The 25,088-nt window shown below is 73.7% G+C and carries 23 protein-coding genes; 12 read left to right on the forward strand and 11 right to left on the reverse strand.

The window, feature by feature from the left end; all coding sequences use genetic code 11:
• Nucleotides 1-131: 131 nt before the first annotated feature.
• Together ABD296_RS23715 and ABD296_RS23720 are read left to right on the forward strand one after the other, a co-directional pair.
• On the forward strand, nt 132-641 hold the full coding sequence (locus tag ABD296_RS23715; RefSeq protein ID WP_344270951.1) for an HNH endonuclease: 510 nt from the start codon (nt 132-134) through the stop codon (nt 639-641).
• A 25-nt stretch (nt 642-666) separates the two neighbouring features.
• Complete coding sequence (locus tag ABD296_RS23720) at nt 667-885, forward strand: FmdB family zinc ribbon protein (RefSeq protein WP_344270954.1); 219 nt, start codon at nt 667-669, stop codon at nt 883-885.
• 3 nt (nt 886-888) lie between these two features.
• On the opposite strand, the gene ABD296_RS23725 is transcribed toward ABD296_RS23720, so the two are convergent.
• The 3 genes from ABD296_RS23725 to ABD296_RS23735 form a co-directional block, all read right to left on the reverse strand.
• Complete coding sequence (locus ABD296_RS23725; RefSeq protein WP_344270957.1) at nt 889-1,236, reverse strand: DUF1330 domain-containing protein; 348 nt, start codon at nt 1,234-1,236, stop codon at nt 889-891.
• 118 nt (nt 1,237-1,354) lie between these two features.
• Nucleotides 1,355-3,217 (reverse strand): dihydroxy-acid dehydratase, encoded by a 1,863-nt coding sequence (ilvD, locus tag ABD296_RS23730; protein WP_344270960.1) that lies wholly within the window; start codon nt 3,215-3,217, stop codon nt 1,355-1,357.
• Nucleotides 3,218-3,560: 343 nt separating this feature from the next.
• Nucleotides 3,561-4,370, reverse strand: a complete 810-nt coding sequence (locus ABD296_RS23735; RefSeq protein ID WP_344270963.1) for a nuclease-related domain-containing protein — start codon at nt 4,368-4,370, stop codon at nt 3,561-3,563.
• A gap of 227 nt (nt 4,371-4,597) precedes the next feature.
• Between ABD296_RS23735 and ABD296_RS23740 the strand changes: the two genes are divergently transcribed.
• Together ABD296_RS23740 and malQ are read left to right on the forward strand one after the other, a co-directional pair.
• Nucleotides 4,598-6,022: an amidase gene (locus ABD296_RS23740; protein ID WP_344270966.1), complete on the forward strand. Its 1,425-nt coding sequence runs from the start codon at nt 4,598-4,600 to the stop codon at nt 6,020-6,022.
• Nucleotides 6,023-6,072: 50 nt separating this feature from the next.
• Nucleotides 6,073-8,202: a 4-alpha-glucanotransferase gene (gene malQ, locus ABD296_RS23745; RefSeq protein WP_344270969.1), complete on the forward strand. Its 2,130-nt coding sequence runs from the start codon at nt 6,073-6,075 to the stop codon at nt 8,200-8,202.
• Here the strand turns inward: malQ and ABD296_RS23750 are convergent.
• Nucleotides 8,183-9,181, reverse strand: a complete 999-nt coding sequence (locus ABD296_RS23750; protein ID WP_344270972.1) for a hypothetical protein — start codon at nt 9,179-9,181, stop codon at nt 8,183-8,185. The genes malQ and ABD296_RS23750 overlap by 20 nt on opposite strands.
• A gap of 82 nt (nt 9,182-9,263) precedes the next feature.
• Nucleotides 9,264-11,798: an aminopeptidase N gene (gene pepN, locus ABD296_RS23755; protein ID WP_344270975.1), complete on the reverse strand. Its 2,535-nt coding sequence runs from the start codon at nt 11,796-11,798 to the stop codon at nt 9,264-9,266.
• Nucleotides 11,799-12,105: 307 nt separating this feature from the next.
• Between pepN and ABD296_RS23760 the strand changes: the two genes are divergently transcribed.
• The 4 genes from ABD296_RS23760 (at nt 12,106) to ABD296_RS23775 (ending at nt 15,439) form a co-directional block, all read left to right on the forward strand.
• Nucleotides 12,106-12,642: a mycothiol-dependent nitroreductase Rv2466c family protein gene (locus tag ABD296_RS23760; RefSeq protein WP_407061505.1), complete on the forward strand. Its 537-nt coding sequence runs from the start codon at nt 12,106-12,108 to the stop codon at nt 12,640-12,642.
• A 93-nt stretch (nt 12,643-12,735) separates the two neighbouring features.
• Nucleotides 12,736-13,683 carry an ATP-binding protein gene (locus ABD296_RS23765; RefSeq protein ID WP_344270981.1) on the forward strand — a complete coding sequence of 316 codons (948 nt, stop codon included), beginning with the start codon at nt 12,736-12,738 and terminating at the stop codon, nt 13,681-13,683.
• Between the two features lie 45 nt (nt 13,684-13,728).
• Nucleotides 13,729-14,892 carry a hypothetical protein gene (locus ABD296_RS23770; RefSeq protein WP_344270984.1) on the forward strand — a complete coding sequence of 388 codons (1,164 nt, stop codon included), beginning with the start codon at nt 13,729-13,731 and terminating at the stop codon, nt 14,890-14,892.
• A 70-nt stretch (nt 14,893-14,962) separates the two neighbouring features.
• On the forward strand, nt 14,963-15,439 hold the full coding sequence (locus tag ABD296_RS23775) for a ribose-5-phosphate isomerase (protein ID WP_344270987.1): 477 nt from the start codon (nt 14,963-14,965) through the stop codon (nt 15,437-15,439).
• A gap of 70 nt (nt 15,440-15,509) precedes the next feature.
• Here ABD296_RS23775 and ABD296_RS23780 read toward each other — a convergent pair whose 3' ends face one another.
• Nucleotides 15,510-15,770 (reverse strand): hypothetical protein, encoded by a 261-nt coding sequence (locus tag ABD296_RS23780; RefSeq protein WP_344270990.1) that lies wholly within the window; start codon nt 15,768-15,770, stop codon nt 15,510-15,512.
• A 138-nt stretch (nt 15,771-15,908) separates the two neighbouring features.
• On the opposite strand from ABD296_RS23780, the gene ABD296_RS23785 reads away from it, so the two are divergent.
• Nucleotides 15,909-17,027: a PP2C family protein-serine/threonine phosphatase gene (locus tag ABD296_RS23785; protein ID WP_344270993.1), complete on the forward strand. Its 1,119-nt coding sequence runs from the start codon at nt 15,909-15,911 to the stop codon at nt 17,025-17,027.
• A 34-nt stretch (nt 17,028-17,061) separates the two neighbouring features.
• Here ABD296_RS23785 and ABD296_RS23790 read toward each other — a convergent pair whose 3' ends face one another.
• Nucleotides 17,062-18,303 carry a serine/threonine-protein kinase gene (locus tag ABD296_RS23790; protein WP_344270996.1) on the reverse strand — a complete coding sequence of 414 codons (1,242 nt, stop codon included), beginning with the start codon at nt 18,301-18,303 and terminating at the stop codon, nt 17,062-17,064.
• 404 nt (nt 18,304-18,707) lie between these two features.
• On the opposite strand from ABD296_RS23790, the gene ABD296_RS23795 reads away from it, so the two are divergent.
• Nucleotides 18,708-20,072 (forward strand): sensor histidine kinase, encoded by a 1,365-nt coding sequence (locus ABD296_RS23795; protein ID WP_344270999.1) that lies wholly within the window; start codon nt 18,708-18,710, stop codon nt 20,070-20,072.
• Between the two features lie 15 nt (nt 20,073-20,087).
• On the opposite strand, the gene ABD296_RS23800 is transcribed toward ABD296_RS23795, so the two are convergent.
• On the reverse strand, nt 20,088-21,512 hold the full coding sequence (locus ABD296_RS23800) for an amidase (RefSeq protein WP_344271002.1): 1,425 nt from the start codon (nt 21,510-21,512) through the stop codon (nt 20,088-20,090).
• Nucleotides 21,513-21,616: 104 nt separating this feature from the next.
• On the opposite strand from ABD296_RS23800, the gene ABD296_RS23805 reads away from it, so the two are divergent.
• Nucleotides 21,617-23,089: a carboxyl transferase domain-containing protein gene (locus tag ABD296_RS23805; protein WP_344271005.1), complete on the forward strand. Its 1,473-nt coding sequence runs from the start codon at nt 21,617-21,619 to the stop codon at nt 23,087-23,089.
• 49 nt (nt 23,090-23,138) lie between these two features.
• Nucleotides 23,139-23,840, forward strand: coding sequence for a type 1 glutamine amidotransferase (locus ABD296_RS23810; RefSeq protein WP_344271008.1), 702 nt, complete (start codon nt 23,139-23,141; stop codon nt 23,838-23,840).
• Here ABD296_RS23810 and ABD296_RS23815 read toward each other — a convergent pair.
• From ABD296_RS23815 to ABD296_RS23825, 3 genes are all read right to left on the reverse strand, one after another.
• Nucleotides 23,813-24,055, reverse strand: a complete 243-nt coding sequence (locus ABD296_RS23815; protein WP_344271009.1) for a hypothetical protein — start codon at nt 24,053-24,055, stop codon at nt 23,813-23,815. The genes ABD296_RS23810 and ABD296_RS23815 overlap by 28 nt on opposite strands.
• A 142-nt stretch (nt 24,056-24,197) precedes the next feature.
• Nucleotides 24,198-24,902 carry a gamma-glutamyl-gamma-aminobutyrate hydrolase family protein gene (locus ABD296_RS23820; protein ID WP_344271010.1) on the reverse strand — a complete coding sequence of 235 codons (705 nt, stop codon included), beginning with the start codon at nt 24,900-24,902 and terminating at the stop codon, nt 24,198-24,200.
• Nucleotides 24,899-25,066, reverse strand: coding sequence for a hypothetical protein (locus tag ABD296_RS23825; RefSeq protein ID WP_344271013.1), 168 nt, complete (start codon nt 25,064-25,066; stop codon nt 24,899-24,901). The genes ABD296_RS23820 and ABD296_RS23825 overlap by 4 nt, the downstream gene beginning before the upstream one ends.
• Nucleotides 25,067-25,088: the final 22 nt, after the last annotated feature.

Raw genomic sequence — 25,088 nt, forward strand, 5'->3', positions numbered from 1 at the left:
GGTCGGTTCGCCTCTGGGGAGGTCCTCATGGCGAGTGCGCAGGTGCCGGAGACAATATTCGGGCCTCGGTGCGAGGCGCGGTCAGCCGCGTCCGCCGAGGCGAACCCCGGCACGCCGGCGGAGGCCGTCTGATGAGACAGGTCCTTCTCCTGAACGCGACGTACGAACCACTCACCACGCTCCCGCTGCGGCGGGCGGTCTGCCTCGTGCTCCGGGAGAAGGCCGAGATCGTCCACCACGACGTCTCGGGGGCCTCCCTGCACTCGGCGACCATGGAGATCGAGGTGCCGTCGGTGATCCGGCTGCGCCGCTACGTCCGCATCCCGTTCCGGACCCGCGTCCCGCTGACCCGCGCCGCGCTCATGCGCCGCGACAACTTCCGCTGCGTCTACTGCGGCCGCCGCGCCGAGACGATCGACCACGTCCACCCGCGCAGCCGCGGCGGCAAGCACGTCTGGGAGAACTGCGTCGCGTCCTGCATGACGTGCAACCACCGCAAGGCCGACCGGCTGCTGTCCGAGCTCGGCTGGACGCTCGGGATGACCCCCGGCGTCCCGCGCGGCGCGCACTGGCGGCTCATCGGCATCGTCCACGACGGCGACCCGCAGTGGGCGCCCTACGTCACCGAACCCGCCGCATAGCGCGGACGGGCCGTATCCTGTCCCTGTGCCACGCTATGACTACCGCTGCCGCGCGTGCGGGTCGACGTTCGAGGTCTCCCGCCCGATGATCAACGCCTCCGACCCGGCGGTCTGCCCGGACGGCCACGACGACACGGTGAAGCTGCTGTCCACGGTCGCCGTCACCGGCACCGCCCGCGGCGGGGCGCCGAAGCCCCCGCCGTCCGCGGGCGGGGGGTGCTGCGGCGGAGGCTGCTGCTCCTGACGGCTAGCCCCGCTGGGCCGCGCGCAGGCCGGCGGCCAGCGCGGCGGCGTCGTGGTCGGCGCCGACGCCGTCGACCAGCATGATCACGCTCGGGATGTGGTCGGCCCGCAGCGGGATGATCTCCTTGTAGGCGGGCGAGTCGTACCAGGCCCGGGCCTTGTCGATGTCCGGGAACTCCAGGATCACCACGGCCCCGCCGAACTCGCCCTCGTGGACCTCGGGGGTCTTGCCGTGGGTGATGAAGCGGCCGCCGAACGGGTCCATGGTGGCCTGGATGCGCTCCATGTAGACGAAGACCTCGTCGTGGAGCGGCGGCTGAGGGGTCAGCAGACCGATGGCGTAGGCGGTCATGGCGGTCTCCTCCGGTAGCGGATCCCGGGGCCGCCCGCTGGGGCGGCCCCGTTGACATGATCCACTATGGCGCCGGGAGGGAACGGCGGCGATTACCCGACGGGTAATGCCCGCCCGTTCAGCCGTTCAGGCGCTCCACCTGCGAGACGTCGCGGGCCGCACCGGTGGAGGCGGACGTGGCCATCGCGGCGTAGGCGCGCAGCGCGGCGCTGACCTTGCGGTCGCGGTCGCGGGGACGGTAGCCGCCGAGGTCGGCGAGCAGCTTCTCGCGGCGGATCTCCAGCTCGTCGGCCGGGACGTCCAGCTCCAGCACGCGGTTCGGGATGTCGATCACGACGCGGTCGCCGTCCTCGACGAGGGCGATGATCCCGCCGCCGGCGGCCTCGGGGGAGGCGTGCCCGATGGACAGCCCGGACGTGCCGCCGGAGAACCGGCCGTCGGTGATCAGCGCGCACGCCTTGCCGAGCCCGCGGCCCTTCAGGAAGCTCGTCGGGTACAGCATCTCCTGCATGCCGGGGCCGCCCTTGGGGCCCTCGTAGCGGATCACGACGACGTCGCCGGCCTTGACCCTGCCCCCGAGAATGCCCTCGACGGCCTGGTCCTGCGACTCGAAGACGACGGCGGGGCCGGTGAAGGTCCACAGCTCCTCGTCCACCCCGGCGGTCTTGACGATCGCGCCCTCCGGGGCGATGTTGCCGCGCAGCACCGCCAGGCCGCCGTCGGTGGTGTAGGCGTGCTCGGCGGAGCGGATGCAGCCGTTCTCGCGGTCGAGGTCCAGCTCCTCCCAGCGGGCGCTCTGCGAGAACGCGGAGGTGCTGCGGACGCCGCCGGGCGCGGCGTGGAACAGCTCCACGGCCTCGGGCAGCGCGCCGGGGGAGCGGACGTCCCACTTGCCGACGAACTCGGTCACCGACGCCGAGTGGATCGAGTGGGCGGAGTCGTTCAGCAGCCCGGCGCGGTGCAGCTCGCCGAGCAGGGCGGGGATGCCGCCGGCGCGGTGGCAGTCCTCGATGTGGTACTTGGCGCTGGCCGGGGCGAGCTTGCAGACGCACGGGACGCGGCGCGACAGCGCGTCGATGTCGGTGAGGCCGAAGTCGACGCCGCCCTCGTAGGCGGCGGCCAGCAGGTGCAGGATCGTGTTGGTGGAGCCGCCCATCGCCACGTCCAGGGTCATGGCGTTCTCGAACGCCTCCCGGGTGGCGATGTTCAGCGGCAGGACGGACTCGTCGTCGCCGTCGTAGTAGCGGCGGGCGATCTCCACGACGGTGCGGCCGGCGTCCTCGTAGAGGCGGCGGCGGGCGGTGTGGGTGGCGAGGACGGTGCCGTTGCCGGGCAGTGCCAGCCCGATCGCCTCGGTGAGGCAGTTCATCGAGTTGGCGGTGAACATGCCGGAGCAGGACCCGCAGGTCGGGCAGGCGCTCTCCTCGACCGCCAGCAGCGTGTCCTCGCCGACCGAGTCGTCGGCGGAGGCGACGATGGAGTCGATCAGGTCGAGCTTGTTGCCGTCCAGCACGCCCTCGACGGGCTTGCCGGCCTCCATCGGCCCGCCGGAGACGAACACGGTCGGGATGTTCAGCCGCATCGCGGCCAGCAGCATCCCCGGGGTGATCTTGTCGCAGTTGGACACGCAGACCAGGGCGTCGGCGCAGTGCGCGTTGACCATGTACTCGACGGCGTCGGCGATCACCTCGCGGGACGGCAGCGAGTACAGCATGCCGTCGTGGCCCATCGCGATGCCGTCGTCCACCGCGATCGTGTTGAACTCGCGGGGCACGCCGCCGGCCTGCTTGACGGCGCCGGCGACGACCTTGCCGACCTCGTCCAGGTGGACGTGGCCGGGCACGAACTGGGTGAAGCTGTTGGCCACCGCGACGATCGGCTTGCCGAAGTCCTCGCGTTCGACGCCGCTGGCCCGCATGAGCGCGCGGGCGCCCGCCATGTTCCTGCCATGGGTGACCGTACGTGACCTGAGCGGGGGCATCTGTGACCTCTCCAACCTGTGCCGTCGTGCCGTGTCGCCGGACGCGCCGCCGCGCCTGGGTTCCGGCGGGCGGGAGCGAGCGGTGCGCGGTGGGAAGCTCTCAGCGGCGGATCGCGGCGCTGCCGCCGGCTCAGCGGAGGTCGCGCGCGGGCCGGCCTGTGACACTCGATGCTACAAGGTGGAGGCCGCGGCTCGCGAAAGCCGGGTCGGAAAGGTCCGGGCCCGCGAGGGGCCCGGTGGGGACTCGTCGTCGAGTCGTCGGGCGGCCCTGGGTGCGGGCCGCCCCGATGCGGGATCCGGCGGCGCTGCGGGATCCCCGCTCCGGCGTGCTCCGGCGTGCCGGTCAGCCGTACTTGGGCGGCAGTGCCTTCTCGGCCGCCTGGAAGATCCGCTGGACGTCGGTGTCGGTGAGGATCTTGGGACGGCGGCGCAGGTACGAGCGGGCCCGGTTGCCCGCGTACACGTCGACGTCCCGGACGCGCATGACCTTCCACGGGATGGACGGCCCGTAGATGGCGACGGACGGCTGTACCGGCACCTCGAAGCCGACCTGCCCGCCGATGATCCTGCTGGCCTGGTCGGCCTCCCAGCGCGCCTCGTCCAGGCGGTCCTTCTTGTTGAAGGGGCCGTGGAAGAGCTTGCGGTGGGACAGGGTGCGCACGGGGAGGCGCTTGTCCCACTTCTCGGAGTCGATGGCGTAGACGCCGCTCGGCCCGATCACCAGGTGGTCGATCCGCCCGTCGCTGACGCCCTCGTCGTCGCGGGGGACGGCCCGCGCGTGCAGCACGAGGTAGCCGTTGCGCTCCAGCGACCTCAGCTGCTTCTCGGTGCGCCGTTCGGCGGCCGAGGACTTCTGCCAGGCCGGGATGCTGGAGTCCCTGCGGGACTTGCGGACGACGTCCGCGACGACGGCAAGGACCGCCGCGGTGATCCCGAGCCGCGCACCGGCCGCGATGGTGACGACGACGAGGACCGCGAGGGCCACGCCGACGCGCCACATCCACCGCCGGATCCGGGGGTCGCCGAGCGTCCCGTTGAGCGTCCGCTCGGGCGGTGTCGGCGCCTGCTGCTCGCGTCGCTCCTGCCGCTGTTCCGACTGCTCACGGGGCTGGCCCCGTGCCTGCTGTGTGTTGCCCCGCTCCATGATCGCCATAAGTGACGCTCCGTATTCCTTTCGCATCGGGGGCATGATCCTCCGAGCGCAGAGTAATCATCATGCGAGCCGACGACTAGTCATGCAGGGTTAATAGTTTTGTCGCCGGACGTGAGTGATTGACTTCCGCGCAGGACGGGTACGTGAGTCACTTACCACCTCTTTCCCGGCATGAGAGTCTCTGCCTCTTTGATGCCCGCCCTCCGAGCGGTCTAGCGTTCCGGTTCGTGACACATCTCCATGACCTCGGCGCTAGGGAGGCGGCTGACGCCGTCCGCTCGGGCCGCCTTTCCCCGGTCGAGCTGACCGACCACTACCTGGACCGCATCGAACGACTGAACCCGCAGGTCGGGGCCTATGTGACGGTCACCGCCGAGGTGGCGCGCGAGCAGGCGGCGCGGGCCGAGAAGGCGGTCCGTGACGCCGCGGACCCGGCGGACCTGCCGCCGCTGCACGGTGTGCCGGTTCCGGTCAAGGACCTGAACATGGTGGACGGTGTCCGGATGACTTTCGGTTCATCCGTTTTCGCCGGTTTCACCGGATTCACGGATGACAGCGTCGCGCGACTGCTGCGCGAGGCCGGATCGGTGCTGCTCGGCAAGACCGCCGTCCCGGAATTCGGGCTTCCCTGCTACACCGAGAGCGGCGTCGCGCCGCCCGCCCGCACCCCGTGGGACACGGCCAGGTCGGCGGGCGGTTCGAGCGGCGGCGCCGCCGCGGCCGTCGCGTCCGGGCTCGCCCCGGTCGCGCAGGGCAGCGACGGCGGCGGCTCCATCCGCATCCCGAGCAGCGTGTGCGGGCTGTTCGGGATCAAGCCGACCCGCGGCCGCATCTCCCAGGGGCCGATCGTCCCCGACCTGTTCGGCCTGTCCACCAACGGGCCGATCGCGCGGACCGTCGAGGACGCCGCCCTCCTGCTGGACGTGATGGCGAAGCCGATGCCCGGCGACCTCTACGCGGCCCCGCCCGTCGAGGGCTCGTTCCTGTCGTATGCGGGACGTCCGCCGGGACGGCTCCGCATCGCGCGCAGCCGGCAGCCCGCCGTGCCCGGCGCCGAGGTGCACCCCGACTGCGTCGCCGCCTACGAGGAGGCCTCCGCGCTGCTGGAGGAGCTCGGGCACGAGGTCGTGGAGCTGCCGCCGGTGTTCGGGCCCGAGATGGTCCCGCATTTCGAGCTGCTCTGGGGCGTCATGGCCACGATGACGCCCGTCCCGGACGGCGGCGAGCACCTGCTCCAGCCGCTGACGCGCTGGCTCCGCGAACGCGGGAACGCCACGACCGGGCCACAGCTGTTCCAGGCGCACGCCGCGCTGCAGGGCGCGGTGCGCGCGGCGTTCCCCGTCATGGACGGGTTCGACGCGATCCTGCACCCGACGCTCGCGCAGCCACCCGCCCCCGTCGGGTACTTCCACGACCAGGAGCCGGAGGAGAACTTCCGGCGCCAGATGCTCTTCACGCCGTTCTGCGCCGCCTACAACATCTCCGGCCAGCCCGCTGTGAACGTGCCCCTGAATTGGAACGCCGGCGGCCTGCCGATCGGGATCATGCTGGCGGGACGGCTCGGCGGGGAGGGGACGCTGATCTCGCTCGCTGCGCAGCTGGAGCAGGCGCGTCCCTGGACCGGCCGCAGGCCGCCCATCTGGGAGCGGTGAGGCCCGCCGGCGCCGCGCTCGGCGGCGCGCCGCCGGGGCATGGTGCAGGCGTGGCTGACGACGAACTGACCAGGCTGGCCGGACACCACAGAGTCGCGACGCGGTACACCGACTGGCGGGGACGGAAGGTGGACGTCCCGCCCGCCACCCTGGTCGCCGTCCTCGGCGCGCTCGGGGTGGACGCCTCGTCCCCCGCCGCCGTCCGCGCGGAGCTGGAGCGCCACCGGGAACGCTCGCGCGCCCTGCCGCCCACGGTCGTGGTCCGCCGGGACGAGGCCGGAGGCCGGGCCGCCGACCGGATCCTCGCGATGCTGCGCCGGACCCTTGGTCCGGACGGCGACCTGGACGTGCGCGTCGAGCCGGGCGTGCCCGACGTCCTGTCGGCGCCGTCCGCCGGCGAGGTGCGCGGCGAGCCCGTCCCGCTGGGGGAGTTCGGGGGGGACGTCCCGTACGGGTGGCACCGCCTGCACGTCAGGCGGGGGAGCCGGGAGGAGCACGCGGCGCTGCTGGTGGCGCCGGCCGCGCTGCCGCGCCCGCCGCGCATGTGGGGGCTGACCGTCCAGCTGTACTCGCTGCGCTCGCGCGGCTCGTGGGGGCTCGGCGACCTGCACGACCTGGCCGACCTCGCGGCGTGGAGCGGCCGCGACCTCGGCGCCGGCTTCGTCGTGGTCAACCCGCTGCACGCCGCCGAGCCGGTCCCGCCGGTGAGCCCGTCGCCGTACTCGCCGATGAGCCGCCGCTTCCCCGCCCCGCTCTACCTGCGGATCGAGGACATGCCGGAGTACGCGGCGCTGCCCGCCGAGGGCCGCGAACGGTACGCGGCCGTGGCGGACCGGCTGCGCGCGCTCGGAGGTCCGCTGGACCGGGATGCCGTGTGGTCGGCGAAGCTCGAAGCGCTGGAGGCGATGTACCGCTCGGCGCCGAACATCCGCGACGACCCGGGTTACCTGGCCTTCCGCAAGCGCAACGGCGCGGCGCTCCGCGACTTCACCACCTGGTGCGCGATCAGCGAGGAGCAGGGCACCACCGACTGGCGGCGCTGGCCCGCGCCGCTGCGGGACGCGCACGGACGGGCCGTCCTGGACGAGCCCCGCCACCACGCCCGTGCCGAGTTCCACGCGTGGCTGCAATGGTGCCTGGACGAGCAGCTCGCCGCCGCGCAGCGGACGGCACGCGACGCCGGGATGCCCGCCGGGATCGTCCACGACCTGGCCGTCGGGGTGGCGCAGGGAAGCGCCGACGCCTGGATCTACCGGGACGAACTCGCGTCCGGGATGAGCGTCGGCGCGCCGCCGGACGAGTTCAACCAGCGCGGCCAGGACTGGGGGCAGCCGCCCTGGCGGCCGACCACGCTCGCGGCGAACGCCTACGTCCCGTACCGGGAGATGCTGGCCGCCGCGCTCCAGCACGGCGGCGGGCTCCGCCTCGACCACGCGATGCAGGTGTCGCGGCTGTGGTGGATCCCCGAGGGCGGCTCGCCCGCCGACGGGACCTATGTCGGCTATGACCGTGAGGCGATGCTCGGCTGCCTGGTGTGGGAGGCCGGCCGCGCCGGCGCGCTCGTCGTCGGCGAGGACCTCGGCACCGTCGAACCGGAGGTCCGCGACGACCTCGCCGACCGAGGGGTCCTCGGCACCTCGCTGCTGTGGTTCGAACGCGATGCGAAGGGCCGTCCGAAGCTGGCGAAGCACTGGCGGGAGCTGTCGCTGGCCACGGTCGGCACCCACGACATGCCGCCCATCACCGGTTTCCTGCACGGCGACCACATCGCCCTGCGGGACCGCCTCGGCCTGCTCACCCGCCCGCCCGCCGAGGAGACCGCCGACCACCGCCGGCAACTGGCCGGCTGGCTGGCGCTGCTGCACTCCGAGGGCCTGCTGCCCGTCCCGCCCGACGAGGTGATGCGCGCGCTCGCGGACGGCTCGACCGCCTACGACGAGCAGGTCGTCGCCGCTCTGCACGCCTTCCTCGGCCGCACCCCGGCCCGGCTCATCGGCGTGTCGCTGGCCGACGCGGCCGGTGAGCGCCGCACCCAGAACCAGCCCGGCACCACCGACGAGTACCCGAACTGGCGGGTGCCCCTCGCCGGCGCCGACGGCCGCCCCGTCCTCCTCGACGACCTCGTCACCGACCCGCGCGTCCGCGCCGTGCTGAAGGAGATCAGCGCAGACTCGCGCTGATGCGCCGGGTGACGTCGTACAGGAGCGTGTCGGGGACGATCGGGGCCGACGCGATCGCCGAGAACAGGCCGGGCAGACCGGGCAGCGGGTACGGGTCGGTGTCGGCGCCGTCCAGCGCGGCCTCGCCGAGCGGCTGGTGCGACAGGGACTTGCGGGCGCGGGCCCAGGCCGCCTCGACCTCCTCGGGGGAGGGGACGCCGAAGCCGTGCCCGACCGGGGCGGCGTGCCGCAGCTTCACCAGGGCGCCGTCGGTGAACTCGGCGGCCAGCTTGCAGCGTTCGGTGAGGGCGGCGCGGACGGGGCCGTCGAGCCGGGTCATCACGGTGCACGGGGTGCGGCAGCGGGCCGCGCAGTCGCCGAGGGCGGAGGCGACCTGGCTGTGCTGCCGGTCGAGGTAGGCGCGCCAGCCGGGCGGCGGCTCCTTGGCGACCCGCAGCGTCCGCTCGCACGCCGACCGCTCAGGACGCGTGTGGTCGCACTCGCGGGCCGAGCCCGGCGCGACGGGGACGCCGAACCGGCTGCCCTCGCCGTTCACCGACGCGCCGATCAGCGCGGGATCGCCGGCGTGCCCGAGGACGGGTTCCCACGCCAGCAGCGGCAGGTACTCGCTGGCGATGTGCACGGCCGCGACCAGCGCGGCCATGTCGCGGCGGTGCCAGCGGATCGCGATGACCTCCAGCAGCAGCGCGTAGGCGGGGCGCAGGCTCGCCAGCGCGCCGCGCGGCCGCTCTTTGGGCGCCTGCGGCATCCGGCTGGCGCGGGCGCGGTCGAGCAGGTCGCGGGGGACCTCCCCGACGGCCTCCGGCATCCCGAAGTCCTCGGCGTCCAGGTCCAGGACGCGCTGCCCGAACGCGCACAGCGGCGCGACCGCCTTCGCCCGCCCGTCCGGGACGAGCGTCCCCTCGGCGATCAGCGCCTCCAGGTCCCCGAACGCGTACCGCCGCGCCAGCGCCGCCAGCACGTCCCGCGCCGTCTCCACGCGACCAACCCCTTTTCCCCGAAAACCCCCGTGACCCTGCAACGATCGCACGGTCACGGGGGTTGCGGCAGGGCTACCGGACTCAGCCGGCGGCGGCGTCCTTGGCGCGGGCGCGCAGCGCGCGGGCGACGCCGTCACGGCCCTCCGACAGCAGCCGGGCGAGCGCCGCGGGTGGCTTCTCCCCGGCGATGTAGGACTCGGTGCGGTCGATCGTGGACTGCTCGATCACCAGGAAGGGGTAGGCGACCTCCGCGAACGTCTGGGACATGTCGCTGCTCCACTCCTTCCACACCCGGCCGACCTCGGCGAAGTACTTGTCCACGTAGGGGACCAGCAGCTCGGCCTGGTCGGGCTCCACGAACCCGCCGAACGTCGCCCGGTAGACGGCGTTCGGCAGCGTGCCGCCGATGATCCGGTCCCACGCGGCGGCCTTGGCCTCGGCGGTCGGGACCGCGGCCTTGCACGCGGCGGCGTGCCGCTCGCCCGCCGCCGTCCGGTCCCGCTCGTGCTCGGCGTCGATCTCGTCCTCGCCGGCCTTGCCGGTGGCGACGAGCCGGCGCAGCAGCGCCCACCGCAGGTCGGTGTCGACCGTCAGCCCGTCGAGGGTCTGCGTGCCATCCAGCAGCGCCCGGACGAACGCCAGGTGCTCCTCGCTGACCGCCGACGCCGTGAACGCCTGCGTGTAGGCCAGCTGCAGGTCCGAGCCGGGCGCGGCCTCCCGGGCCAGCTCGAAGAGCGTGTCGGCCAGCAGCGCCAGGCCCTCCTTGCGCCAGGACGGGTCGGCGTACTGCTGGACGGCCGTCCGCGCCTGCCGCAGCAGCGTCTGCGTGACCGAGATGTCGGTGACGCCGCGGATGCCCTTCGCGACGAGCCGGACGTAGTCGCGCGTCGCCATCTCCGCGTCGCGCGTCATGTCCCATGCCGCCGACCAGCACAGCGCCCGCGGCAGGCTCTCCTTGATGTCGCCGATGTGCTCGACCAGCGTCTTCAGCGAGTGCTCGTCGAGCCGCACCTTGGCGTAGGTGAGGTCGTCGTCGTTGACCAGCACCAGGTCGGGACGCTTCTGCCCGACGAGCTGCGGGACCTCCGTCCGCGCGCCCACCACGTCCAGCTCGGCCCGCTCCCGCCGGACGAGCCCGTCGCCGGTCCGGTCGTACAGGCCGATCGCCAGGCGGTGCGAGCGCAGCGTCGGGTAGTCGGCCTTGGCCTCCTGCAGCACGGTGAACGAGGAGAAGTTCCCGTCGGCGTCGACCTCGTACTCGGGGCGCATCGTGTTGACGCCCGCGGTCTCCAGCCACTCCTTCGACCAGGACGCCAGGTCGCGGCCGGAGGTCTCCTCCAGCGCGTCCAGCAGGTCGGTCAGGACGGTGTTGCCCCACGCGTGCCGGTCGAAGTACCGGCGCACGCCCTCCAGGAAGTTCTCCCGGCCGACGTAGGCGACCAACTGCTTCAGGACGGACGCGCCCTTGGCGTAGGTGATCCCGTCGAAGTTCACCTCGACGGCCCGGATGTCGGGGATGTCGGCGGAGATCGGGTGCGTGGACGGCAGCTGGTCCTGCCGGTACGCCCACGCCTTCTCCAGGTTGGCGAACGTCGTCCACGAGCCCGTCCACTTGGTGGCCTCGGACTGGCACAGCACGCTCATGTAGGTGGCGAACGACTCGTTCAGCCACAGGTCGTCCCACCAGCGCATGGTGACCAGGTCACCGAACCACATGTGCGCCATCTCGTGCAGGATCGTCTCCGCGCGCCGCTCGTAGGAGGCGTCGGTGACCCGGGACCGGAAGACGTAGTCCTCCAGGAACGTGACGGCCCCGGCGTTCTCCATCGCGCCCGCGTTGAACTCCGGCACGAACAGCTGGTCGTACTTGCTGAACGGGTACGGGCGGCCGAAGACCTTCTCGAAGTAGGCGAAGCCCTGCCGCGTCACGTCGACGATGGCCTGGGCGTCCAGGTGCTCTGCCAGCGACGCCCGGCAGTACACGCCGAGCGGGATGACGGTGCCGTCGTCGCGGCGGTACTCGTCGCGGACGGCGTGGTACGGCCCGGCGATGAGCGCGGTGATGTAGGTGGAGATCTGCGGGGTCGGCAGGAAGTGCCACGTCCCGCCCTCCACCGTCTCGGGGGTCTCGTTGGTGACGACCTGCCAGTCCTGCGGGGCCTTCACCGTCAGCTCGAACGTCGCCTTGAGGTCGGGCTGGTCGAAGCACGTGTACATCCGGTGAGCGTCGGCCGTCTCGAACTGCGTGTACAGGTAGACGCTCTCGTCCACCGGGTCCACGAATCGGTGCAGGCCCTCGCCGGAACGGGAGTAGGCGCAGTCGGCGACGACGCGGAGCTCGTTCCGCGCGGCCAGGGACGGCAGCGGAAGGCGGCCCTTCTCCCCGTCGTAGGACGCCGGGTCCAGCGCCTCGCCGTTCAGCGTCGCCTCCCGCACGACCGCGCCGTGCAGGTCGACGAAGGACGACGCGCCGGGCTCGGCGCTGTCGAACCGGATCACGGTGGTCGAGCCGAACCGCTCCTCGCCGGTCGTGAGGTCCAGTTCGACCGCGTACGACTCGACGGTGAGCAGCCGGGCCCGTTCCCGCGCCTCGTCGCGCGTGAGGTTGCCTGCCACATGTACTCCTTGGTCGGCTTAATTCTTTGCTGACCTCATGTCTACCAACCGGCCGGGGACGAGGTCCGCACGCCACGGCCTTCCGGCCGGTCCAGGACGCGAAACGGGCAGGAAACGGGCGGAGGCCGATGCGGACCGGCCGGGGCTCGTCGGGAATCGACGCGGCCGGGGCAGGGTTGTCCGTGCTGAGCTCTCACCGCTGACGCTCGAGCAGCCATAGGAGGCGACGTTGCCGCAGGACACTCCCACACCCGTGGACTTCTGGTTCGACCCGCTGTGCCCCTGGGCGTGGATCACTTCGCGCTGGATGCTGGAGGTGGAGAAGCTCCGCCCCGTCCAGGTGCGCTGGCATGTGATGAGCCTGGCCGTCCTCAACGAGGACAAGGACGTGCCGGAGGAGTACCGCAAGGGCCTCGCGCAGGCGTGGGGGCCGGTGCGCGTGTGCGTCGCCGCCGAGCAGAAGTACGGCCCCGACGTGCTGGGCAGGCTCTACACCGAGCTGGGCACGCGCCGCCACCACGAGAAGCAGCAGTTCGGCCGCGAGTACTTCGAGGCCGCGCTGACCGCGGCGGGCCTGGACCCGGCGCTCGCCGACGCCGCCGACTCGACCGCCTACGACGAGGCGGTGCGCGCGTCCCACAAGGACGGCATCGACCGCGTCGGCCAGGAGGTCGGCACGCCGGTGATCGAGGTCGAGGGCAGCGCGTTCTTCGGCCCGGTCCTCTCGCCGATCCCGCGCGGCGAGGCCGCCGCGAAGCTGTGGGACGGCGTGGTCGCGGTGGCCTCGACGAACGGGTTCTTCGAGCTCAAGCGCACCCGCACCCGGGAGCCGATCTTCGACTGATCGGCCGTTCCGGTTGCCTCGCCGGTGCCCCTCCGCCAGACTCGGTGCTCCGAGAAAATGGCAACGGTTTTCATACCCGTTTAGGGGGCATTCGTGAAGGTTGCGTTCGTCGGCAAGGGCGGCAGCGGCAAGACCACCCTCTCGTCGCTGTTCGTCCGGCACCTCGCGCTGCGCGGGCTGCCGGTGGTCGCCATCGACGCCGACATCAACCAGCACCTCGGCGCGGCGCTCGGCATGGACGACGACCGGGCCGCCAAGATCCCGGCCCTGGGCGCCCACCTCACCGAGATCAAGGAGTACCTGCGCGGCGACAACCCGCGCATCGGCTCCGCGTCCACCATGGTCAAGACGACCCCGGCGGGCACCGGGTCGCGGCTGCTGCGGCTGCGCGGCGACGACCCGGTGCACGCGCTGGGGCAGGAGGTGAACGGGGCGACGCTGCTGGTCACCGGCCCGTTCGAGGACGACGACCTCGGCGTGGCCTGCTACCACTCCAAGACCGGCGCGGTCGAGCTGTACCTCAACCACCTGCTGGACGGTCCCGGCGAGTACGCCGTCGTGGACATGACCGCCGGCGCCGACACCTTCGCCTCCGGGCTGTTCACCCGGTTCGACCTGATGTTCCTGGTCGCCGAGCCGACCCGGAAGGGCGTCGGCGTCTACCGCCAGTACGTCGAGTACGCCCGCGACTACGACGTCGCCATCCGGGTCGTCGGCAACAAGGTGCAGTCCGAGGACGACGTCGACTACCTGCGCGAGCACGTCGGCGACGACCTGCTCGTCTGGCTCGGCCAGTCCGCCGCCGTCCGCGCGATGGAGCAGGGGCGCTCCGGAGCGGTGCTGGAGGACGGCAACGAGGCCGCGCTCGGCCGGATGCTCGCCGAGGTCGACGCCCAGGCCAAGGACTGGGACGCGTTCCAGCGGCAGGCCGTGGAGTTCCACCTCAAGAACGCGCGGAGCTGGGCCAACCGGGCCACCGGCGAGGACCTCACCGCGCAGGTCGACCCCGAGTTCCGGTTCCCCGTCGCCTACGCCGGGTGACATCGGGCCTACCGGAGGCCCATGAACCGCACTACTCTGCCCGCCATGACGACGCGGCGGATGTTCATGATGTCGGGCGGCTCGCTGGTGCCCCTGCTGGCGCTGGCGCTGCTCGTCGGCAACCAGTGGGTCATCGACGCGATCAACAAGAGCGGCTTCAAGTTCGACGAGGGCCTCGGCCCGCTGGTGTCGCACCTGTTCTTCGTCGCCTGGCGCTTCACCCCGCCGCGCGGGCTGGACTGGCGCTTCGTCGTGTCGGACGACTTCACCACCCTGCTGATGTTCGCCGTGGTGGCGCTGCTCGTGCTGGCCGGCGCCCGGACGGTCGACCCCGAGCGCGGCGTGCTCGGCGCGCTGATCACCGGATGGTGGGCCGTGGTCGTCGCGTGCGGCATCGCCGGAGGCGTCAGCGGGCTGCTGCTGAAGTGGTCGATCAAGTACGAGGACGGGTCGGTGAGCCGCAACTTCTTCGAGTCGGTCCAGTCGGGAGCGGCCTCGGGCCTGCTGTACGGGTGGCTCGCGGGGATCGGCGCGCTGGTGGGCTTCCTGCTCAGCCGTCCTCGCGGCCAGGCCGCGCCGCAGTTCGGGCAGTACGCGCAGCAGCAGCCCTACAACCCGCAGCAGCCGTACGCCCCGCAGCAGGCCGCGCCCATGCAGCAGCCTTACGCTCAGCAGCCGTACGCGCAGCAGCCCTACGGCGGTCCGCAGCAGGGCATGCCGCAGGCCGTGCAACAGCCGATGCAACAGCCCATGGCGCAGCCCATGCAGCAGGGGATGCCGACGGGGAACGACCAGCCGGGCCTGCCGCCGCAGCATCCGGCCGCCGTCCCCTACGTCCCGCCGGCCCGTCCGTCGCAGTCGCCCGCGTGGGGCGGCGTCCCCGTCCCGCCGCAGCAGCAGGGAGCCCCCGCGCCGGAGCAGGAGGCCCCGGCCCCCGAGGCCGCTCCGCAGGCGTCCGAGACGACGGTGGAGCCGGCGTCCGGGCAGGACGCCCCGGAGCCTGAGCAGGGCGCGGAGCCCGCGCAGCATGAGCCGCAGGACGCCGTGCCCGATGACGCGCCGTCCCATGAGGCGTCGCCCAAGGCCACGGAGGGCGAGGACGCCCAGGACGACGAGGACGAGGACGACCTGCGCCTGGCCGATCGGACGAGGGTCGACCGCAGGCCCGACGTCCCCCGCGACCCGGACCCGATGCCCCCGCCCATGTGAGGCGCCCCTGTGAAAAGGGCCTCATGACCCGGGCGCGCGCCGCCGGGCGCGGGCCTGCGAGAATCGGCCCATGCGCGTGTTTCTGGGAACCGACCATGCCGGCTTCGAACTGAAGGAGCACCTGGTCTCCTGGCTGAAGGCCAACGGGCACGAGCCCGTCGACTGCGGCGCGTTCGCGTACGACGCCGTGGACGACTATCCCCCGTTCGTGCTGCGGGCGGCCGAGCGGACGGCGGCGGAGCCGGGCGCGCTGGGCATCGTGATCGGCGGCTCCGGCAACGGCGAGGCGATCGCGGCCAACAAGGTCAAGGGCGTGCGGGCGGCGCTGGTGTGGAACGAGGACACCGCGACGCTGGCCCGCGAGCACAACGACGCGAACGTGATCAGCCTGGGCGCGCGGCAGCACGACCCGGACACCGCGACCCGGTTCGTGGAGCTGTTCCTGGGCACGCCGTACTCCGGTGAGGAGCGGCACACCCGCCGGATCACCATGCTGGGCGACTACGAGCGGACCGGCGAACTGCCGCCGCTGCCCGACGAGGGCTGACCTCCCGGAACACGCGCTCCCGCCCCGGTGCGCCGGTCACCGGCCCGGTCCGCGCCCACCGAGGCGCGGCCTACAACTCGTTCTCCGGGACCTTCCGGGCGCCGCCGCGCTTGCCGAGGCGGCGCCGCTCGTTCTTGGCGGCCCGGGAGCGGCGGGCCGGTTCGGTGCGCCGGGCATCGCCGCGCTCGCCCGGTTCGGCGCCGCCGGCCGGTGCGCCCGGCCGTCGGGCGGGGTCGGACGCGGGGTCCGGCCCGCCGTCCGGCCAGGGGCGCGAGATGTCCCGCGCCCGCATCGCCGCGTCCACGGTGATGCGCATTCCCGGCTGCCCCATATGCCGCCTCCCTCGCGTTTCCGAACATCGACCCAAAACGGTCCTACCCACCTCGGGGGGAACTGGATCGTTGCAAGGCGTCACCGGTCGCCCAGATGGCCGCCGGTCGTCCCGAATGCTCGATACAGTGCCGGAGAGATGCTTCAACGACTGGTGCAGCTGCTTCCGCCGCGGGTCCGCGCCTTCCTGCGCAGGATCCCGCCGCTCGTCGCGCTGTACCGGGCGCTGCGGCAGGGACGGCTGACCAGGGAGCGGTACGTCTTCGCCGCGCTGGCCGTCGCGGCGATCGCGATCGGGATCGCGACGGCGGACGACACCCGCGGGCTCGCGCCGTCGGGCGCGCTGGTGCTGATCGTGCTGGGCGGCGGGCTGCTGCTGAGGGTGCGCAGCCTCGTCGCGCTGCTGTGCGTCGTCGTCGCGATGGTCTGCTACGACGCTTGGCGGCACGTCGCGGCGATCGGCCCCGGCATCGTCGCGACCCTGACGATCACGGCGGTGCTCGCGCTGACCCTCGCGCGGACCCGCCAGCAGCTCGGCGTGCAGGGGCTGCGCGGCGACTCGATGCTGCTGGAGCTGCGCGACCGGCTGCGGCGGCAGGGCGAGATGCCCGAGCTGCCGGAGGGCTGGGGCGCGCAGGTGGTGATGCTGCAGGCGGGCGGCTCCTCCTTCGGCGGCGACTTCGTGGTGTCGACCCTGGAGGGCGACACGCTGGAGGTCGCGCTGGTCGACGTGTCGGGGAAGGGCACGGACGCCGGCACCCGGGCGCTGATGCTGTCGGGGGCGTTCGGCGGATTGCTTGGATCGCTCCAACCTGACCGTTTCCTCCCGGCTTGTAACGTCTATCTCCAGAAGCAGCGCTGGGACGAGGGGTTCGTCACGGCGGTGCACGTCGTCGTCGACCTCGCCACCGGCGACTACACGGTCGGGTCGGCCGGGCACCCGCCCGCCGTCCAGTTCGACGCGGGCAGCGGCGCCTGGCAGGTCAGCCCGGCCAAGGGCGTCGTCCTCGGCGTGGTGCCCGACCTGCACTGCGTCCCCGAGCACGGGAGGCTGCGGCCCGGCGACGCGCTGATGCTCTACACCGACGGCCTGGTCGAGTCGCCCGGCAGCGACCTCGACGCCGGGATCGACCGGCTGCTCGGCGAGGCCGAGCGGCTCGTCCCGCAGGGGTTCGGCAAGGGCGCGCGGGAACTGGTGGAGACGATGGCGGCCACCCGCGACGACGACTGCGCCCTCGTCCTCATCTGGCGCAAGTAAGTTCCCGTCGCGGGCCGCGCCGCCGGGGGCGGTGTCAGTGCGGCTTGTGCTTGCCCTTGCCCTTCGCGTGCTTGGCCTTGTGCTTCGGAGTCGGCTTCGGCGCCGACGCCCGCACGGGCGTCCGCTTGGACGGACGGGGCGCCGCCCGCGCCTTCTTCGTCTGGTGGACGGACGCGGTGGGCGTCGCCAGTGGCGTCGAGGCGTGCGGGTGCGGATGCCCCTTCCCCTGCGCCAGCCCGAGGATGACCGCGCCGACCAGGACGGTCCCCGCGGCGGCCCCGGCGGCGGCGAGCACCCGGTTGCGGTTGATCGACAGCGTGCCCGCGATGCCGATCGGGTTGAACGCCCGCGTATCGGTGGACACGCCGCCGTCGTCACCGGCCGGGCCCGGCGCGGGGCCGGACGGCGCCGGCCGCACCGGAGCGGGCGCCCCGTCCGGAGCGGCCGCCGGCCAGTCGCCCGCCTGCGGCTGCTCCACGAGAGTGAGCAGCAGGTCCGAGGCGCTCGGCCGGTCGGCCGGGTCGTGCGCCAGCGCGGAGCGGACGGCCGGGAGCAGCGGCTCCGGCAGCCCGGACAGGTCGGGCGCGGCGTCGGTGACGCGCAGCGCCTCCGGGTCGCCGCCGAACGGCATCCGGCCGGTGCCGGCGTGCGCGATCAGGCAGCCCCACGCGAAGAGGTCGGCGGCCGGGGTCGCCGGGCCGCCGCGCAGCACCTCCGGCGCCATCCAGCCGGGCGTGCCGAGGACCTTGCCGGTCGCCGCGGTGAGCCCGCCGGAGTCCTGGCTGCGCGCGATGCCGAAGTCGATGACCCGGCACCCGGACAGCGTCAGCATCACGTTGGCGGGCTTGAGGTCGCGGTGCACCAGCCCCGCCGCGTGGATCGCGGCCAGCGCCGAGGCGACGCCGACCGCCACCCCGTGCAGGTCGGCGGGCGGCAGCGGCCCGCCCGTGGTGAGCCGCTGGTGCAGGGAGATGCCGCCGACGTAGTCGGTGACGAGGTAGGGGCGGCCCTCGTCCTCGCCGTGCGCGAGGACCCGCGCGGTGCAGAAGGAGGCGACCCGGCTCGCCAGGTACGCCTCGTCCCGGAAGCGCCGCCGGTACGACTCGTCCACGGCGAGGTGCGGATGGATGGTCTTCACCGCGACGCGCCCCCCGGACGCGGGATCGGTGCCGAGGTACACGGTGCCCATGCCGCCCGAGCCGAGCCGGCCCAGCAGCGTGTGCCCGCCGACCGTGCGCGGGTCCGCGGGCTCCAGCGGCCGAATGTCTCCGTCCATGGCGGTCTTCCCGACTCCCTTGCGTCTCCTGGGTCCGTCCATCCCCGTTCGTCGGAAGATTATGGCGCGTTCCCCCAGGAAGAACTGGAAACGTGATCGTCACGTCGATGTAGCGTCCAGTCCACAGGGGACGGACAGAGTAGGACCTGTTCGGCAGCGAGCCCGATCCCGTCGGATTTCCTCCTCGGCGCGCGGGCGGCGGGCGCGCTGGCGGCACCGAAGGCGATGCCCGCGCGGGCGGCACCCCAGGGGTGGGAGGCGCCGCCGGCGCGGGCATCGGCCACCCGCAGGCGAGGTTTCACCGGGCAATGGCCCGGTAACAACCTGTTCTGCGCACTCCTCCCGGGCGCTGGGACGCGGCGCCGCACCTGGCGCCTCGCGACGGGGAGGGGGAGAGCGCCGGGGTGCGGGTTCTCGGGGTCAGGCTGTCGCCCTCCTGCTGGTCGGTGCGGGCCCGGGTCACCGCCGCCGCGACCCTGATGGTCGGCCTGGTCCTGGTGGCGGGCGTCGTCATCTTCTACACGGCCGTCCAGCACACCGTGTACAGCGGCCTGCACCAGCGCGGCGACCTCGTCGTCCACGATCTGGCCTCGCTCGTGCGCGACACCGACCCGCGCGGCCTGCTGCGCGTGCAGGACCCGGACTTCTCGCTGCTGCAGGTCGTCGACCAGCACGGCCGCGTGGTCGCCTACAGCGACGCGCTGCGCGGGCGGCGGCCGCTGAAGGTGCCGCCCCCCGGCGTCGTGGGCCGTGCCGAGGACCACATCGTCCGCTCGGAGCGCATCAACGCGGACGTCTACGTGGTCGAGGAGCGCATCCGGACGTCGTTCGGGTACCGGACCATCTACGCGGCGGCGCCGCTGACCGAGCTGACCCGCAACAAGGGCGCCTTCATCGGCCTGCTGGTCGGCGCGGTGCTGACCGGCACCGCGCTGGTGGCGTGGATCGTGGCGGGCGCGGTGCGGCGGGCGCTGCGGCCGGTGCGGGTGATGAGCGACGAGCTGGCGAACATCACCGGCGGCGAGCCCGGCCGGGTGACCGTCCCGGACCCGGCCGACGAGGTGTCGGAGCTGGCGCAGTCGGTGAACCTGACGCTGCACCGGCTGGAGGCCCTCCTCGACCGGCAGCGGGGGTTCGTCGGGGACGTCTCGCACGAGCTGCGCAGCCCGCTGACCGGGCTGCGGATGCAGCTGGAGCTGGCGCTGCAGCATCCGGAGGACGAGGACTGGCCGGCCGTGGCGCGGGCGGCGCTCGCGGACGCCGACCGGCTGCAGGGCATCGTCTCCGACCTGCTGATCCTGGCCAAGCTGGGCGCGGGCGTGCACGTCGAGCGGGAGCGGGTCGACTTCGGCGCGCTGGTGCGGGCGGAGGCGGCGCGGCGGGACCGGCGCGTCCCGGTGGAGATCGACGCGGCGGAGGGCATCGCGGTCCGCGCCACCCCCGAGCAGCTGGTCAGGCTGCTGACGAACCTGCTGGACAACGCCGAGCGGCACGCCCGGTCGCGGATCTGGGTGAGCGCGGCGCGGGACGGCCCGGACGCGGTGCTGGAGGTGCGCGACGACGGGTCGGGCATCCCGCCGGAGGACCGCGAGCGGATCTTCTGGCGGTTCCAACGGCTGGCCGAGGGGCGGCGCCGCGACAAGGGCGGCACCGGCCTCGGCCTGACCATTTCCCGCGACATCGCCCGCGCGCACGGCGGGACGCTCGTGGCCGCCGACGGCGACGGCGGCGCCCGGTTCGTCCTGCGGCTCGCGGCGGAGGACGACTAGCGGCCCGCGCGGCCGTCAGGCCAGGGGCGGGCGGCGGCGCGCGTGCCCGGTGGCCTGCTCGAACGCGTGCCCGATCCGCAGGACGGCCAGGTCGGCGTGGTGGGGGCCGACGATCTGCAGGCCGACGGGCAGCCCGCCGGAGGTGAATCCGGCGGGCACCGACAGTGCGGGCGACCCGGTGGCCGACACCAGGAAGCAGGACCGCATCCATTCGAGGTAGTCGGGCATGGTCTGCCCTGCGACCTCGTCCGGATACTCCAGGTCCGCGTCGAACGGCGGCACCTGGCTGACCGGCAGGAGCAGCGCGTCGTAGCGCTCGAAGAACGCGCGGACGCGGTGGAACAGCGCGGTGTGCAGCACCTCGGCGCGGCCGAGGTCGGCGGCGGTGAGGGCGCGGCCCTCCTCGACGTTGCGGGCGAGGGAGGCCTTGAAGTCGGTGCGGCGCTCGTCCAGCAGCGGGCCGAGCGCGATGTCCCAGTGCCAGGCGCGCAGCGTGCGGAACACCTCGTCGGCGCCGGTCAGGTCGGGGCACGCCTCCTCGACGGCGCAGCCGAGGCCGGCGAAGGCCTTCACGGCCGGTTCGAGGACGGCGGTGACGGCGGGGTCGACCGGGACCGCGCCGCCGAGGTCGGGTGACCACGCGAGCCGCATCCCCGACATGTCCCGTTCGAGCGGGACGTCGAAGGCGGTGCCAGGGGTCTCCAGCGCGATGGGGCTGCGCGGGTCGGGTCCGGCGAGCACCGACAGCAGCAGCGCCGCGTCCGCGACCGACCGGGCCATCGGGCCCTGCACGCCCATCGTCGACCAGCCCGCCGGGACCGGCCACGACGGCACCCGGCCGGGCGAGGGGCGGAACCCGACCACGTTGCAGAACGACGCGGGGTTGCGCAGCGAGCCGCCCATGTCGCTGCCGTCGGCGAGCGGGTGCATCCCGCACGCCAGTGCCGCCGCCGCGCCGCCGCTGCTGCCGCCCGCCGACCGCGCGAGGTCGTAGGGGTTGCGGGTCAGGCCGAACACCGGGTTGAAGGTGTGCGACCCGGCGGCGAACTCCGGCACGTTCGTCTTGCCGAGCGTGATGACGCCGGCCGCCCGCATCCGCTCGACGACCAGTTCGTCGGCGTCCGGGACGTGGTCGGCGAAGATCGGCGAGCCGGACGTGGTGCGGATCCCGGCGGTGGCGTGGGTGTCCTTGTGCGCGACGGGCAGCCCGTGCAGCGGCCCGGTGTCCGCACCGGACGCGAGGCGCTCGTCGGCGGCGCGGGCCTCGTCCATCGCCCGCTCGGCGGTGAGCGTGACGATGGCGTTGACGTGCGGGTTCGTCCGCTCGATCTGGTCGAGATGGGCCTGCACGACCTCCCGCGCGGACAGGTCGCGGTCGCGCAGGCGGCGGGCGAGGTCACGGGCCGAGGAGAAGCAGATCTCGTCGCGTTCGGACGGCAACGGCGTTTCCCTTCCCTTGCTGTGGCGCTCCCAGTGTCCCCCCCGGATGTCCGTCCGGCCGCGCTCGCGGTCATGATTCTGGTGGGACCGACGGAAGGAGCCCTGTGGCGGAACGGGTCGGGGCGCGCGAGCTGCTGCGCCGCGTGCTGGACGAGGACGGCTGGACGTCCTGGGACGTCCCGCCGTCCGGGGAGCCGGAGCCGGGAACGCCCTACGGGGACGACCTCGCCGCCGCCCGCGACCGCGCCGGGACCGACGAGGCGGTCATCACCGGGGAGGGGCTGCTGCGCGGCCGGCGCGTCGCGTTCGTGGTGTCGGAGTTCCGGTTCCTCGCCGGTTCGATCGGGCTGGCCACTGCGGACCGGATCGTCGCGGCGGTCGAGCGCGCCACCGCCGAGGGCCTGCCGCTGCTCGCCGCGCCGTCCTCGGGCGGGACGCGGATGCAGGAGGGGACCGCCGCGTTCGTGCAGATGGCCCGGATCACCGCCGCCGTCATGGCGCACCGCGCGGCCGGGTTGCCCTACCTGGTCTACCTGCGGCATCCGACGACGGGCGGGGTGTTCGCGTCGTGGGGGTCCCTCGGCCATGTGACGGCGGCCGAACCCGGCGCACTCATCGGGTTCCTCGGGCCGCGCGTCTACGAGGGCCTTTACGGGGAGCCGTTCCCGTCCGGCGTGCAGGTCGCCGAGAACCTGGCGGCCAAGGGGCTGGTGGACGCGGTGGTGGGGCTGGACGACCTCGCGGAGGTGGCGTCGCGGGCGCTGTCGGTCCTGTGCGCGCGCCCGCCTCGGGACGGCGAGCCGGCGCCCGGCGCCGCGCCCGCCGATGACGACGCCTGGGACTCGATCGAGCGGTCGCGCCGTCCGGACCGTCCCGGCGTCCGGGAGTTGCTCCGGTACGGCGCCGCCGACGTGACGCCGCTGTCGGGCACCGGGCAGGGGGAGGCGGGGCGCGGGCTGACGCTCGCGCTGGCCCGGTTCGGCGGCGCGCCGTGCGTGCTCGTCGGCCAGGACCGGCGCAGCCAGCGCGACGGCCACCCGCTCGGCCCCGCCGGCCTGCGGGTGGCTCGGCGCGGCATGCGGCTGGCCGACGAACTCGGGCTCCCGCTGGTCACCGTGGTGGACACGCCGGGCGCGGTGCTGTCCGCCGAGGCGGAGGAGGGCGGGCTGGCCGGCGAGATCGCCCGCTGCCTCGCCGACCTCGTCACCCTGCCGGCCCCGACGCTGTGCCTGCTGATGGGCGAGGGGACGGGCGGCGCGGCGCTGGCGCTGCTGCCCGCCGACCGGGTGCTGGCGGCGCGGCACGCGTGGCTGGCGCCGCTGCCGCCCGAGGGTGCGTCGGTGATCGTGCACCGGACGCCGTCGCGCGCCGCCGAGATGGCCGCGTCCCAGGGCGTCCGGTCGGCCGACCTGCTGCGGGACGGCCTGGTCGACGCGCTGGTCGACGAGCGTCCCGACGCCGCCGAGGAGCCGGAGGAGTTCTGCCGGCGCGCCGCCGCCACGATCGAGCGGGAGCTGTCCGGCCTGGCCCCGGGCACGGCCGCGAGCCGCCAGGCCCGGTACCGGCCGTCCCGTTGACCCCATTTCGTTTGGGTACGTACGATTTGCGGGACCCGAAGGAGACCCCGTGCGCGCCCTGCTCATCCAGCACGACCACGTCTCGCCCGCCGGCCCGGTCGTCGACCGGCTCGCCGCGCGCGGCTACGACGTCGAGGAACTGCCGGTCGTGCCCGCCGAACGGCACCTGACGCCGGACGTGCGCGTGGAGTACCCCGACCCCCTCGGCTGGGACCTCATCGTCCCGCTGGGCGCGCCGTGGTCGGTGAACGACCCGGGCGTCGCGTCATGGGTCGTCCCCGAACTCGCCATGCTCGCCAAGGCGCACGCCGCCGGCGTCCCGCTGCTGGGCATCTGCTTCGGCGGCCAGGCCCTCGCGGCGGCCCTCGGCGGACGCGTCGAACGCGCGTCCCGTCCCGAGATGGGCTGGGTGGACGTGGAGACCGACGACCCGTCGCTCGTCGGCGCCGGCCCCTGGTTCCAGTTCCACTACGACCGGTGGGTGCTGCCGCCCGGCGCCGTCGAGATCGCCCGCAGCGACGTCTGCTCGCAGGCGTTCGTGCTCGGCCGCTCGATGGGCGTGCAGTTCCATCCCGAGATCACCGTCGCCGAGTTCGACCTCTGGCTGGCCTACGGCGGCGACGCCGAAATGCGCGCCGCCGGCGCCGACCCGGACGCCGTCATGGCCGGCCTGCGCCGCGCCGAAGCCGCCTCGATCGCCCGCACCGGCACGCTTCTCGACGCCTACCTCGACCGGGTGGCCACCGCCTGATCCCCCGTCCGGCGGCGGCGGACGCGCGTGCGCGGGAGGTGGCGGGTGCCCCGGCGGCGCGGGATGGACGAGGCGAGGACCACGGCCAGTGCCCCCAGCGCGGCCACGGCGGCGATTGCGGCGAGGGCCCACGTGGCGACCCGTTCGGCCCGGCACCGCCGGGCGGAGACCGGGTTCGGGGCGGCCGGGCGGCCGGGCTCGGTGTTGTCCGGCATGTCGATCGCTTTCCTGTCCTGAGGGATCCCCCTGACGCCCTCTTGTGCCACAGCATGTCATGACCCGACCACGCTGCGCATCGGTGTGAACCCTTACACGGCCCACCGTGCGAAGCGTCACACCTCCGCCTGGCCTGGGCGGTCAGCGGCGGGCGGGCCGATGGGCGGCGGCCTGGGCCAGGGCGGTGAAGAGGGCCTGCTGGGACGGGTCGGACGCGGCGGTGTCCTCGGGGTGCCATTGGACGGCGAGGAACCAGCCGCGCGGGTCGGCGAGCTCGGCGGCCTCGACGGTGCCGTCGGCGGCGCGGGCGGTGGGGACGAGGGCGTTGGCCAGGGTCGCGATCGCCTGGTGGTGGTAGCAGGACGCGGGGAGCTGCGCGGTCTCCACGGTCTTGGCGAGGAGCGTGCCGGGGGCGACGTCCACCGGATGGACTTTGTGCCGGTGGTCGGGGTCCATGTGCTGGTCGAGGGTGCCGCCGAGGACGGCGTTCACCACCTGGAGGCCGCGGCAGATCGCCAGGGTGGGCAGGCCCGTCTCCAGGGCGCGGGCGGCGATGGCCAGGTCGAAGTCGTCCTGCGCGTCGTCCACGTCGTAGAGGGCCTCGTGTTCGGTGGCGTCGCCGTAGTGGCGCGGGTGCAGGTCGCCGCCGCCCGGCAGGAGTAGCCCGTCGCAGCGGTCCAGGCGGGACGGGTCGAACGGCGCGGCGGGATGCATGACGAACGGCTCGCCGCCGGCCCGGTAGACGGCCTCGACGAGGGCTCGGGCGGCGACCTCCGCCTTATAGCGCAGGGCGGACGCGCTCGTGGAGAAGCGGGCGGGCAGGGCGATGAGGGGGCGGTGCGTCACAGTTCGATCCAGCTCGTCTTGAGATCGGGGTACTTGTCGAGGGCGTGCGGGGAGACCACCGGGACGGTCGCGCCGCCTTCCCGGAACGCGCCGTCGATGTGGTGGCCGCTCCCGGAGACTCGTTTGGGACCGAACATTAACCCGGCCGGGTTGACCTCCGCCATCCCGGCTTCCTAGATTATTTGG

It is taken from the genome of Actinomadura napierensis, assembly GCF_039529375.1.
GTDB classification, from domain to species: domain Bacteria; phylum Actinomycetota; class Actinomycetes; order Streptosporangiales; family Streptosporangiaceae; genus Spirillospora; species Spirillospora napierensis.